The 13,886-nt window shown below is 34.9% G+C and carries 10 protein-coding genes; 9 read left to right on the forward strand and 1 reads right to left on the reverse strand.

What is annotated here, in order from left to right; genetic code table 11:
- Positions 1 to 21: 21 nt before the first annotated feature.
- From FQU23_RS07730 to FQU23_RS07765, 8 genes are all read left to right on the forward strand, one after another.
- The gene (locus tag FQU23_RS07730; protein WP_147673355.1) at positions 22 to 1,119 is read left to right on the forward strand and encodes a glycosyltransferase family 4 protein; all 1,098 of its coding nucleotides are present in this window, start codon (positions 22 to 24) and stop codon (positions 1,117 to 1,119) included.
- An 18-nt stretch (positions 1,120 to 1,137) separates the two neighbouring features.
- Positions 1,138 to 2,286 carry a glycosyltransferase family 4 protein gene (locus tag FQU23_RS07735; protein WP_147673356.1) on the forward strand — a complete coding sequence of 383 codons (1,149 nt, stop codon included), beginning with the start codon at positions 1,138 to 1,140 and terminating at the stop codon, positions 2,284 to 2,286.
- 13 nt (positions 2,287 to 2,299) lie between these two features.
- Entirely contained in the window at positions 2,300 to 3,460 is a 1,161-nt protein-coding gene (locus FQU23_RS07740; protein ID WP_147673357.1) for a glycosyltransferase, read from the forward strand.
- Between the two features lie 31 nt (positions 3,461 to 3,491).
- On the forward strand, positions 3,492 to 4,241 hold the full coding sequence (locus tag FQU23_RS07745; protein WP_147673358.1) for a WecB/TagA/CpsF family glycosyltransferase: 750 nt from the start codon (positions 3,492 to 3,494) through the stop codon (positions 4,239 to 4,241).
- 43 nt (positions 4,242 to 4,284) lie between these two features.
- A complete protein-coding gene (locus FQU23_RS07750) occupies positions 4,285 to 5,703 on the forward strand; it encodes an undecaprenyl-phosphate glucose phosphotransferase (protein WP_147673359.1) in 1,419 nt (472 codons plus the stop codon).
- A 562-nt stretch (positions 5,704 to 6,265) separates the two neighbouring features.
- Positions 6,266 to 7,060 carry a polysaccharide biosynthesis/export family protein gene (locus FQU23_RS07755; RefSeq protein ID WP_147673360.1) on the forward strand — a complete coding sequence of 265 codons (795 nt, stop codon included), beginning with the start codon at positions 6,266 to 6,268 and terminating at the stop codon, positions 7,058 to 7,060.
- A gap of 8 nt (positions 7,061 to 7,068) precedes the next feature.
- A complete protein-coding gene (locus tag FQU23_RS07760) occupies positions 7,069 to 9,444 on the forward strand; it encodes a GumC family protein (RefSeq protein ID WP_147673361.1) in 2,376 nt (791 codons plus the stop codon).
- Positions 9,445 to 10,101: 657 nt separating this feature from the next.
- A complete protein-coding gene (locus FQU23_RS07765) occupies positions 10,102 to 10,491 on the forward strand; it encodes an endonuclease domain-containing protein (RefSeq protein ID WP_245181081.1) in 390 nt (129 codons plus the stop codon).
- 469 nt (positions 10,492 to 10,960) lie between these two features.
- Here the strand turns inward: FQU23_RS07765 and FQU23_RS07770 are convergent, their stop codons facing one another.
- On the reverse strand, positions 10,961 to 11,167 hold the full coding sequence (locus tag FQU23_RS07770) for a hypothetical protein (RefSeq protein WP_147673362.1): 207 nt from the start codon (positions 11,165 to 11,167) through the stop codon (positions 10,961 to 10,963).
- A 180-nt stretch (positions 11,168 to 11,347) separates the two neighbouring features.
- On the opposite strand from FQU23_RS07770, the gene FQU23_RS07775 reads away from it, so the two are divergent.
- Entirely contained in the window at positions 11,348 to 13,777 is a 2,430-nt protein-coding gene (locus tag FQU23_RS07775) for an SLBB domain-containing protein (RefSeq protein ID WP_147673363.1), read from the forward strand.
- The last annotated feature ends 109 nt before the right edge of the window (positions 13,778 to 13,886 follow it).

The raw sequence follows: 13,886 nt of genomic DNA on the forward strand, positions 1-13,886 counted from the left end.
TTTTTTGCATATATTATTTAAATGAAAGTAGTTGTTTTACATCCGCCATTATACCCCGTTAATTATGATTTTTATAATCATTTGGGGAGTTTAGTTGATTTAATTGTACTTCAGTTTGGGGAATATCCTTCTGATCATGTAGATTGGACTGCAGAAAGTCTTACTTATAAAAGAAAATCTTTTGAACTAGTAGTAATTGGGAATGGTTCTGATTCATTTAGGAATCAATTGAATTTTAGCTTTCTAACGCATATCAGAAAATTTAAACCAGATATTGTTCTCAGTATCGCATTTTGGATTCCATCCATATTAATCGCACTGTTGAAAAGAACCTTAAAATGTAAATTCATCATTTTGACAAATGCAATTTTAGCTACAGAAAAGGACACCTCTTATTTAAGAAAATTACTCAGGCAAATAACATTACAAAAAACAGATTGCGTTATTTCGGCCTCACAACTAAGTACGGATTTTTTAAATTCCATTAATAAAAATCTTAATATACGTTTGTCAAAACAAACAATAGATGTATTTCAATGGACGAAAGATATTAATAGTATTCCTGACAAAAAACAGTTAAGAAAAACGTTAAAACTACCCGAAAATAAAATTGTTTTTCTTGGAGTGGGGAATTTCAGTTATAAAAAAAACTGGATGTCTGCTATTTCTTTACTGGAAAAAAGGAATGATAGTATACTTGTGTTAATAGGAGATGGCGCGGAGAAGGATAAATATATTGCTTATATAAAAGAGAATAACTTAGGTGACAAAGTAATTCTAGTGCCAGTAAAAGAAGGGTTGGGGTTAAAGGCATATTACAAAGCTGCCGATGTATTTATTTTACCATCATTATATGAGCAATATGGATTTGTTGTTGTCGAGGCATTAATTTGTAGACTTCCCGTTTTATGCTCTAAAAATGTAGGTGCTTCTTGTTTAATTGAAGATGGATATAACGGTTACCTAATCGATCCATTAAAAGGTTTTGGTGAAGCAGCGAATGACATAATCAAGAACTATAAAATGATCAGTTCAAATTGCTATTTGAGTGTCAAAGATATGACTTTAGAAAATAGAGCTCAAGAATTTCATGAGATATTTAAGAGTATTTTTTCATAAAAGGTATAAATTTAAATTATGATAAAAATATTTCAATTAGTTACATCCGTAAATCTCGGAGGAGCAGAGAATATTGCTTTTAGTTTGTCTGAAAATTGCAGTAAAGCTAATCCAAATGATTTTGAATTTATTGTTGTTGAGTTGTACCACACGAAAAGTAAATATGCCTTTGAAAAAAAGCAGGAACTTTTTTCAAAAAAAATTAGAGTAATTACTTTATTTAAGGGGCCAAAAAGATTAGGTCTATTATTTGCTCCATTTAAATTGGGGTATCATATAGTTAAAGAAAAGCCTAAGGCTGTACATTCTCATACTGATTTACCAGACTTTGTACTGTCAATGTTTTTAAAACTGAACTTTTTTTTTAAACTCAAAATAATAAGAACCATTCATAATACAGAATTATGGACAGAATATCCAAAAGTAGCTAAGTTTGTTGAATCCTCTTTTACAAACGATACGGTTATTGGAGTTTCTGAAGCTGCTTTGGTTGCATACCAAGAACTAAGAAAAAAAAATAATCTTACTGTGTCTGAATATACTTCGGTGATTTATAATGGATGTAGCTGTCCTTCAAAGAAGGAAACGCCTTTCTTAATTAACAAGCAGAAAATTAACATAGCATTTTGTGGAAGATTTGAAACTCAAAAAGGGATAGACATATTATTAGAAAGGATTCTAGAAATCAATAATTTATTTGAAGATCAATTTGTTTTTCATCTTATAGGAAACGGAACTTATAGAGAGGAAGCGCAGAAACTTACAGTGACTACCACTAATGTTTTTTTGTATGATGCGGTTTCTAATATTTCGGATAAATTATATGTGTTTGATTTCATTATTATGCCCTCTCGTTTTGAAGGTTTAGTGTTAATGTCCATTGAGGCCTCTTTCGCAAGAGTACCCGTAATTGCAGCTTTCGCTCCGGGACTTGATGAAACATTACCAGTAAATTGGCAGCTGCAATTTCATTTAGAAAATAAAGAAGAATTGTTTATCCTATTGAAAAAAATAGTCAATAAAGAATTTGAATTAGAAGAATTGAAAGAGGAAGCATATAGTTATGTTTCGAAAAAATTTTCTTTAAATACAATGATTGATTCTTATTCAAGATTATATGATCTGTCTTTTGAAAATAAAAGTCTTAAGCTAGATTTAAAAAAATAATAATACAGTAAAATTGAAAATTCTTCTTATTCATTCTCATTATCAGCTTCAAGGTGGTGAAGATTCAGTTGTAGAACAGGAGATGGAATTATTAAAGCAAGACCACACCGTGGAAGTTTTGTATTTTCAAAATCAGGCTGGCTTGAAAGGTGCGTTGCAATTTTTATGTTCTATCTGGAATATTGGTTCTGCTACAGCAGTCAGAAAAAAAATCCAAGAATTCAAACCGGATATCGTACATGTACACAATTGGCATTTTGCAATGGGCCCATTGGTTTTTCGAGAAATATATCGATTACGCATTCCAATTGTTCATACGGTTCATAATTACCGTTTGTTATGTCCTTCAGCAATTCTATTATATAAAGGACAGTTGTTTACTGATAGTTTGAAACAAGCGTTTCCTTGGAAAGCGATACTTAATAAAGTATATCGTTCCTCAATAGCGCAAACCTTCTGGCTTGCTTTTGTTGTCTGGTTTCATAAAAAAATAGGGACTTGGCAAAAAATAGACGCCTATGTGTGTTTAACGCCTTTTGCTGTTGAGCTATTCCAACAATCTAATTTTAGGGTTTCAAAAGAGCATTTTACAGTAAAGCCAAATTTTAGAATTGCTCCAGTAGTTGATAGTAAGATTGAAAAAGAATCGCATTTTCTTTTTATCGGACGATTATCTGAAGAAAAAGGAATCGATGTTTTATTGGATGCGTTTAAAGAACTGCCGTATTTGATTAAGATTGCTGGGGAAGGACCTTTGAAAGAGTTAGTTGAAGAAGGATCTAAACAATTTTCGAATATTAGTTATTTAGGTAATCTAAGTTCTGAAAAAGTTGTAGCAGAATTGCAAAAAACACAGGCTTTGATTTTTCCATCTGTTTGGTATGAAGGAATGCCAATGACGATAATAGAAGCTTTCTCAGTGGGTACACCTATAATCGCTTCTAATTTGGGGGCAATGAGCTCCATGATTTCTAACGAACAGAATGGTTTTCATTTTGAATCTTCTAACGTGAACGATTTAAAACAAACTATTACTAAATTCAATATGCTTTCTGATTCAGTAAAAGAGGAAATGGGATCTAATGCTTTTAAGAGTTATACAGAAAAATATTCACCAGAGTTACAACAGCAGTATTTTGATGCTATTTATAGTGCTGTTTTAATAAGAGAATAAGAGTTTTAAAAAAATATCTATTTAATAAACAATGACTAATTCAATACCTAGCGTTTTCTTACAGCACTATTCCGTTTATAATGGCAATTTGTCGGAATTAGCCGTTGTGGATAAAACACTAATCAACACGATTAATCAATATTCCTTTTGCATTGGTGAACAGGATTCGGAGTTCAAAGCCGCCTTGCAGGGTTCTGACATTTTATTGCCTGACGGCATGGCCATTGTGGCTGCGGTTAAATTGTTGAGCGGCCAGAAAATCACAAAGATTGCAGGAGCAGATATTCATCAGCATTTATTGGAGGAATTGAATAAAATGGGAGGCCGTTGTTTTTATTTAGGGTCTTCCGAAAGCACACTTCAAAAAATTGTGGCACGCCTTTCTATAGATTTTCCTAATGTTAGCGTTGGAACATTTTCACCAGCTTACAAGCCGGAATTCTCTTTAGTTGAAAATCAGCAAATGTTGGAGGCAGTCAATGCGTTTCAGCCCGATGTGTTGTTTGTTGGGATGACCGCGCCCAAACAGGAAAAATGGAGTTATCAGCATAAAGACCAACTAGACGCTAAAATTATTTGTTCTGTAGGTGCCGTCTTTGATTTTTATGCCGGAACAGTAGATCGACCATCTCCTTTTTGGATACAGTTACGACTAGAATGGTTTATCCGCTTGATCAAAGAACCAAGGCGCATGTGGAAACGATACCTTTATTATGGTCCTGTTTTTATTACCCTAATATTAAAAGCTAAAATAACTCAGATTATTAAAAGTGTAAATTAACTACAGCTTAAAATATATATTCTATATACTCACGCCCCTAAATATGCCGATATTAAAATACCTCGCTGGTTACCGTTTTTCCCGTTATTTTAAACTTCTGTTTGTACTATGGGATTTAGTTTTACTTAATAGTGCCATACTGCTTTCTTTTTTATTGAGATACGGAAACCTAGATAGAGTCGATTTAAAGGAAGTGCAAACAGTTTCCTTATTGTCTAATTTATTTTGGTTTGTTATCTTGTTTTATAAAGATGCCTATAGGATAATCCGTATAGAAAGAATTGAGACGATACTTACTCGAATGATGCGACACATACTGATTCATACTGCATTAATAGCTGTATTTGTAGGCTTGTTAAAATATTCAGCCGTTTCGCGTTTGCGTTTGGTCTATTTTTACATCTTTTTTTTTGCATTGCTTTTCGTTTCTCGGGTGGTTTTCATGAAATTGATGAAGTATATACGGGCGCAGGGCTATAATTTTAAAAATGTTATTATAATAGGGGCAAATGATAAAGGGGAAATTATCAGGAAATTCCTTGCTAAAGATTTGACCTACGGTTATCGTATATTAGGTTTTTTTGATGATAAAGTGGAGCTTTTTGAGCCAATTTCAGCTCCTGTACTAGGCGGTTTTGACGCGGTAAAGGATTACGTTGCTAATGGTAATGTTGACGAAATGTACATTGCACTCCATATCGATAATATAAAAATAATCCATGAATTGACAGCCCTTTGTGAGCGTTATATGGTGCGTATCAAATTCATACCGGATTTCCAGCAGTATACCAGATCGCGCAAAGTGCAAATTACATTTTACGGAAATACTCCAGTATTAATGTTGCGTAAGGAACCCTTGGAAGGCCTGCCTAATTTGCTTCTAAAAAAAGCATTTGATCTTGTTTTTTCATTTGCTGTTATCGTTTTAATTTTCCCGTGGTTATTTCCTATCATCATATTGTTGATCAAGATGGATTCTCCGGGGCCGGTATTTTTTAGACAACGGCGCTCGGGAAGGGACAATAAGGATTTTTGGTGTGTTAAATTCAGAACGATGCGGGTCAATAAATTATCAGACAGCGTGCAGGCAACTCTGGGTGATAGCCGCGTGACCAAGATGGGGGCATTTATGCGCAGGACTAATATTGATGAACTGCCACAGTTTTTTAATGTGTTGTGGGGGACGATGTCAGTGATAGGTCCACGCCCGCATATGTTGATGCATACCGAACAATATTCAGAATTAATCAACAACTATCTCGTTCGTCATTATGCCAAACCAGGGATTTCGGGTTGGGCGCAAGTGAATGGTTTTCGAGGTGAAACTAAAGAAGTGTCTGAAATGAAAGACCGGGTAGATCATGATATTTGGTATATCGAAAATTGGAGTCTTTTACTAGATATAAAAATTATTTACCTTACGGTGTTTAATGTGTTTAAAGGCGAGGAAAAGGCTTATTAGTGAGTGGTGAGTAGTGAGTAGTGAGTAGTGATCAGTGTTCAGTAATCAGTGATCAGTATTCAGTGATCAGTACTTAGTGAGTAATCGGAAGTGATAAGTTTTTAGTAGTCAGTGGTCAGTGGTCAGTATTCAGTGATCAGTGGTCAGTGTTCAGTGATCAGTAGGAGGTCAGTGTTCAGTGTCAGTAATCAGTGTTCAGTTTTTTAGTGTTCAGTATTTAGTGAAAAGGAAGTTGCATTTGTTTTAAGGTAAACGACGGTAAATTGATCAATAGAGTGATTTAAAAGTAATTTCTCTTTTATGATAGTATACTAAGGGTTTCAAGTTGATTTCTAATCCAAATTTATTGAAACAGCGTATCTAAAAGATAATGCCTATATTTGCCGCTTTTAAAATTTTGAAATTAGTATAATGATGCGTTTTTTGAAAAAATCAAAAGATTACATATATAACATTATAAAAAATAAACAACAATCTATTAAAGGAGCATTACAGAATCGCTAGTCTTACAGCGATAAGATATGCGAATTTGATTTGACCAATAAAAAATAAACAACAACCTATGAAATATATTTCTTTCTTAAAGAAAATAACCCCTTTCCTACTTATAGCATTATTGTTTTCATGTGCGTCCAGAAAAGATGTCGTGTATTATCAGGGAATTGATGGAATGACTGCTCAAGGAAAGTCCAACTCCTATGAAATAAAACTGCAACCAGATGATTTATTGATGATTATCGTTACTGCCGAAGATCCTGAAATTGCGATGCCTTTTAACTTACAGTCAGTTTCTGTACAAAACCCGGGGAAATTAGATGCCGTAACTGGGCAACAAACTATGCAATTGTATCTGGTAGATGCACAAGGATTTATAGAGTTTCCTGTATTAGGGAAATTAAAGGTGAGTGGTTTAAGCCGTTCAGAGGTGCTGCAAATGCTACAGCAAAAAATAGGGGTTTATATTAAGAGTCCAAATATTAACCTGCGAATCATGAATTTTAAAATTTCGGTTCAAGGAGAGGTTAATTTACCAGGAACCTATAATGTGGCTTCTGAAAGAGTTACTCTGATTGAGGCGTTGACTATGGCGAAGGATTTGACTATTTATGGCAAAAGGAACAATATTTTGATCATTAGAGAAATCGATGGGGTTAAATCTTATAATAGGGTCGATATTACCAATGCTGATTTTATGAATTCTCCGTTCTATTATTTGGCACAAAATGATGTGGTATATGTGGAGCCTAATAAAAATAGAATAAACGGGGCGGCGATTGGCTCTAATACTGGAGTGATTATTTCGATATCTTCGTTACTGATTACCTTGATTACCTTAATAATTACTACTACAAAATAATTTTTTGCATGGATAACCACGATTTCGACGACGAATACGAGAATGATTTTGATTTAAAGGGATTTCTTAATAAATATTTGATTCACTGGCAGTGGTTTGTGCTGGCAAGCTGCATCGGTTTATTAGGCGCTTTTTTATACTTACGATATACAATACCCCAATATAATGTTAGTACTACAATATTGGTAAAAGACGAGAAAAAAGGAGGGATGCTTTCTGAATTGTCTGCTTTTGCTGACCTAGGAATGGGAGGAGGAATGAAAAGTAATCTCGATAATGAGATTGAAATTCTGAAATCACGCACCTTGGTGGAAAGCACGGTAAGAAAATTAAATTTAAATACGACCTTAATTATAACTGGGAAAATATCGGATAGAGAAATTTATGGGGATACACCTATCTCGGTTAATTTTATGGATAAATCGAATGGATTTTATCAAAGTTCGATTGATTTAAATTTTACCGAATTATCGCCTACAAGCTTTGAGTTAGTTAGTCAAGCTGAGAATGATTCCTCAAAAGTAATAATAGGAAATAAAAAAGTGTTTCAATATGAGAAACCTATAATGACCAAATATGGTAATTTGATTATTAGTAAATTAGGATCTAAGGCTGGTGAGATTGTTCATGAGGGTAAAGCGATAAGAATCCTTATTAGTCCCTTAGAAAGCGTTGTGGCAAGTTTTCAAGGACGCCTCAAAGTAGAGCCTGTTAGCAAAACTAGTAGCGTTGTGCAGCTTTCTATAACTGGTCCAGTAATAAAAAGAGCAGAAGATTTTTTGAATAATTTGACTCAAATATATAATGAAGACGCAGCGGCGGATAAAAACTTCATTTCTGAAAACACCTCGATTTTTATTGCTAATAGATTAAAATTAATTACTCAGGAATTAGATGGAGTAGAGCAGGACGTACAAAGCTTCAAGAAATCGAATCAATTGACGGATATCGAGTCGGAAGCCAAGTTGTTTATTGAAGGTTCTAATGAATATGACAAAAAAGGTGTGGAGACGGAGATTCAACTGAATATGGTGAGTTCCATGTTGAGTTTCTTAAAGAAAAGTACCAATGCGGATCTTTTGCCTACCAATATAATTTCAGGCGACAATACTGCTGCGGGAATGATTAATTCGTATAACCAGTTGGTTTTGGACCGTAACCGAATTTTGAAATCGGCTACTGAGGTCAATCCATCTGTAGTGAAAATGGATCAGGAAATTAGCTCGTTGAAAAATAATGTTCAAGGAAGTTTACAGCGAATGCAGTCTAATTTGACTATCCAGAAGAGAAACTTGAGTAGCGAGGAAAACATACTGAATACTAAAATAGGGAAGATTCCTGCTCAAGAGCGTCAGTTTAGAGTGATTGCAAGACAACAAAAGGTAAAGGAAGAGTTGTATTTGTATTTATTACAAAAAAGAGAAGAAACGGCAATATCATTGGCGGCGACAGAACCTAATGCCAGAGTAATTGATGATGCCAAAGGGAATAAAATCCCCGTTTCGCCAAAGAAAAACATCATTTATTTAGCAGGACTGTTACTTGGGCTTTTAGTTCCGTTTGGAATTATATACACGGATGATTTATTGGATACTAAAATTAAAAGCCGTTTGGATCTGGACGGAAAAACGTTGATTCCTTTCATTGGTGATTTGCCTACCTCGGATACACCTTCAGTAATTATGAAATCCGAAAGTAGGACTAGTTCTGCTGAGGCATTACGAATCATAAGAACCAATCTGGAATTTATGTTAAGTAAGGTGCCAGAAGGTATTGCTAAAACCATATTCCTGACTTCTACTTTTCCAAAGGAGGGTAAAACCTTTGTTTCCGCAAATCTGGCTGCCACTTTTGCTTTATCAGCTAAAAAAGTATTGTTGATAGGAATGGATATTAGAAACCCAAGGCTTGACGAATATTTAAATATCCCAGAAAGAGGATTTACTAATTATTTATCCTCAAAGGATTTAAAATTAGAGGATTTAATCGTTAAGTATGAAGGGTACGAGGATTTTCATATACTGCCAGCAGGGGTGATTCCGCCAAATCCAGCGGAATTATTAATGAGCAAGAAAGTGGATGACGTTTTTGAGATTTTGAAAGCACAATATGATTATATCATCGTGGATACGGCACCTGTGAGTTTAGTGACGGATACCTTGTTAATCGCTAAGCATGCTGATTGTTTTATTTATGTGGCGCGCGCTGGGTTTCTAGAAAAAAGAATGTTAAACATTCCTAATGGCTTATATAAAGAAGGAAAGCTACCCAATATGTGTTTGTTACTTAACGATACTGATTCTACAAAAGGCTATGGCTATGGTTATGGGTATGGGCATAGTGTAAAAGAAGAAGCTTGGTATAAAAAAATATTTAAGGCGTAGTTATTTAGTGATACTACAATGCCTGGAAAGTCCATGAGATAATTTTATTTCATGGACTTTTTTGATTAGGAATCGCAAGTTCTTTGTTTTTCCCCTTCCCTAAAGGGAGCCAAAGAACTTGGGATTCCTGAGGTGTTTGTTGTTCTTTGTTTTTCCCCCGCCCTAAAGGGGGCCAAAGAACTTGCGTTCCAGAAGAATTTGCTGTTCTAGGTGTTGGGCGTGTTCTTGTTTTTTTCCTTCCCTAAAGGGAGCCAAAGCGCTTGGAATTCCTGAAGAATTTGCTGTTCTTGGTTTTTCCCCTTACCCTAAAGGGAGCCCAAGAACTTGGGATTCCTGAGGTGTTTGTTGTTGTTAGGGACCGAAGACATTCTTGAAAACGGTGCTGCTGGGTTCAAAATAATTTGTTTTTCCCCTTGCCCTAAAGGGAGCCAAATTATTTTAGAACAGGAAGATTTCGTTCTAATGAAAAATAAGTTCGATATTGATTGTTTTTTCCTCTGGAATTTTGAGGCCAGATGGACGGGAATTGTTCTTGTTTTTTTCCTGCCCTAAAGGGAGCCAAAGAACGGGAATTCCTGAGGAATTTGTTGTTGTAGGGGTTATGGTAATAATTAATAAATAGCGTAGTGGATAATGTATAATTTTTAATACTGTAGTATGAAAAAAGATGATTTACAACATGATGATAGTATGTGGAAAGGTGCTCCTGGCAATGGTTTTTTGATGGCCCAGTATTTAAGGGAAAGGGCAACAGCGGCGGAAGTCTATTTATGGGAAAGATTGAAATTAAATCAATTTCAGGGATTAAAATTCAGAAGACAACATCCTATTGGTATTTATATTGTAGATTTTTATTGTCATCAAAAAAAACTTATTATTGAAGTTGATGGAGAGTATCATGGCGATTTGGAGCAGGTGCAGAAGGATACGGAAAGAACGGATTTTTTAAACTTCCAAGGGTTGCATGTTATTCGTTTTTCTAATGAGAAAGTACTGACTGAAATAGATTCTGTTTTGGAGGAAATTGGAGAATGTTGTAAGGAGTGATTTATGAGTATTTTAAAAATGGTATTTCTTTACTTTTTTAAATTAGGGAAGTAAATGTGGAGTACTGTTCTTGATTTTTACCTCCCGAAGAGTCGGGACTAAAGAGGAGTTGTGTTCTTTGTTTTTTTTCCTGCCCTATAGGGAGCCAAAGAACTTCCGTTTCTGAAGAATTTGCTGTTCTTTGTTTTTCCCCTTCCCTAAAGGGAGCCAAAGAACTTGGAATTCCTGAGGTGTTTGTTGTTGCAGGAGTTTTGGCTTGAAAATAGGTACTCGTAGTAGCGTAAGGTATAGGTTTGTTGGCATCACTAAAATAGGTGATATTTATTTATGGTAATTGCTGAGCAATGCGCTGTATTTAGCTGGTTTATAAATATTTGTTCGATGTTTACTGGTCCGGGTTGTGATAAGTAGATTTATTGTTAAAATAAAATATAGAATATGTTTTTTTTAAAGAGTATATTTGCCGACTCTAATCCAGCGTTGGTTTTAACGGACCTATTAGGCTTAGAATACTATCTTTAAATGACAATAGTGAGCCAATAATGGGAGTCACTAAGGCGAAGCCATTTATAGAATATTGGTTTCTGTTGTTTTTAGGTGTTTTTTGATCACAGAAATAGTTGAAAGCAGGTGCTTTAATGCATTTTGCATTAGTTTCTAAAAAATGGTTGGCCACAGCTTAAATGAATTTTCACTGATTAACCTTTGAGACTATTTTTTAGTCTGTGGTAAATTAATAGGAATTAATCTTGAAGACCTTAAGTTCAAAGTGGTTTGTTAAAATTCTATAATTCTGCTTGTTATTAGCACATTAACTTAAAATAATTAGTACTCTTTTTATATAAAAAATTTCGATATGAGAAAAACAGTTGCCTTTCTATTTATATTATTTTCGCTCTTGCAGTCCTCGACTATGCTTGCTCAGGACTTGTTAAAAAGCAGCGATTTGAGTACGTTAAAAGTAGATTATTTGTCGGATGCTGATATTGTAAAGATTAAAACTCAATTGCAATCCAATAATCTAACTATTGATCAGGCTGAACCAATGGCTTTATCGAAGGGCATGCCGGCATCTGAATTTGCTAAATTGAAAAAACGAATTGAGGGATTAACAATTTTAAATAAAGAGGCTGTTAAGACTGATAAAGAAGGGCAAAAAGAGAGTAATGATGAGTATGGAAGAAAGCAAGAAAAAATAGTCAATAAAAAAATTAAGGACAGTGTTAATTCACTTGTTTTTGGTTCGCAACTATTTGATAATCCTACTTTGAATTTCGAGCCTAATTTGAAATTGGCTACCCCAATGAATTATATTTTGGGTCCTGGTGATGAACTGCAGGTGAGTGTCTATGGAGTTCAGGAATATAATGCCAGTATTCCGGTATCAGTAGAGGGTAAAGTAACGATTCAGTATGTAGGGGAAATTTCGGTTTCAGGAATGAGTATTGAGGCAGCGACACAAAAAATTAAGGGAGCTATGGCCAGAGTATATAGTACTATTGGGTCAGGTCAATCTCAGGTTGCGGTGAGTCTGAGTCGCATTAGAACAATTCGTGTTACGTTAATAGGAAGTAAACAACCAGGGAATTATTCTATTTCTTCTTTGGCAACGGTGTATAACGCCTTGTTTCTGGGAGGAGGACCAGGGAAAAATGAAAGTTATAGAAACATTGAGTTAATTCGAAATAACAAAATATATACCAAGGTTGATATTTATAAATTTTTGGTCAATGGGGATCAATCGGAGAATGTAGGTTTAAAAGACAATGACGTTATTCGAATTCCGGCATACAATCAAAGAGTCAGCCTTGAAGGACAGGTGAAGCGTCCTGGAATTTTTGAAATGAAGGCAGGAGAGACTTTTTCTGATTTATTATCATTTGCTTCAGGATTTAATGAGTTTGCCTATACAGCATCAGTAAATGTTTTGCAGAAAACGGCTAAGGAATTTAAAGTGAGGGATATTAAGGCCTCTGAATTCAATACCTATGCGCCTTTATCGGGGGATGTGTTTAGAGTGACTAAAATTTTAAATCGTTTTGAAAACCGAATCAAAATTGAAGGAGCGGTTTTTAGACCGGATACCTATTCTTTTTATGAAGGCATGCGAATCTCTGATTTGGTTCTAAAAGCAGATGGATTAAAAGAGGATGCCTATAGTAAGAGAGCGAGAATCATTCGATTGCAACCTGATTTGACAACGGAGATTGTCAACGTCAATTTAGAGAAAGCACTAGAGGGAGATATAGAAGCTGATATTCCATTGTATAAAGAAGATGTGGTGACTGTTTATTCTATTTTGGACTTTGTAGAGGAATATAAAATCACGATTGATGGGGAGATTAAAAATCCGGGGGTTTATGACTATTATGAGGGCTTAACTTTGAATGATCTATTGGTTCAATCAGGTGGTTTGACGGGTTCCGCTTCGAAAAGGGTAGAAGTAGCAAGAATGATACTATCGGAAGAAATTGATGATGCTAATCCTAATAAGGCCGAGTTATTTGACATAGTAATTAGTCCAGATAATAATGAGCAGGCTAGTAATTTTGCGTTGTTGCCATTTGATGTCATCAATATCCGTAAGATGGCGGTGTATGAAAAACCGGAAATGGTTACTATTAGTGGAGCCGTTAATTATGCGGGAAAATATGTTTTGGCCAATAAGAAAGCTAAAGTTTATGATATTGTAGAAAGAGCAGGTGGTTTGACTTCCTTGGCAAATGTTAATGGTGTTAAAATTAAAAGGCCTATTCAAGCAAAACAAATTGCAGAAGTCGAGAGTATCGATCTGAATTTGGGTACCAATGACAGCATTCAAAATAAATTGAAGAAAAAGCTAAAAGAAGATTTAAAATTTGCTGTTATTCCGGTGGATTGGGAATCAATTGTTAAAAACCAAAATAGTAGTACTAATGTAACTCTTTTTCCTGGTGATGAGATTGAAGTAGCCACTTTCAATGAAGGGGTAAAAGTGACGGGTAATGTTTTATTGACTTCGGAGATTCCGTATGATAAGGGTAAAGGATTTGGATATTATTTAGATGCAGTGGGTGGAGTGGATGCTAAAGGATGGAAGAAAAAGGCTTATATCATTTATCCAAATGGAAAGGCAGATGTGGCTAGTTCGTTTTTGTTTTTCAGGAATTATCCAAAGGTTACGCCAGGTTCGCAGATTATTGTTCCGGAAAAACCAGAAGTGAAGAAGATGAGTACAGGGGAATTTGTTAGTATAGCGGGGGTTTTGGCTAGTTTAGCGGGAGTTATTATTGCAATATTGAGGTAGGAGGTTGTGGTTGTCAGCTTTTATAAGTTTAGGATTGCAGTCAATACTGAGTAGTTTTTTGAAGGGAGTCTTTACTTTTTCCCTTGATGGAAAAAGTAACAAAAAGATC

This window comes from Flavobacterium sp. XN-5, assembly GCF_008033395.2.
Lineage (GTDB): Bacteria > Bacteroidota > Bacteroidia > Flavobacteriales > Flavobacteriaceae > Flavobacterium > Flavobacterium hiemivividum.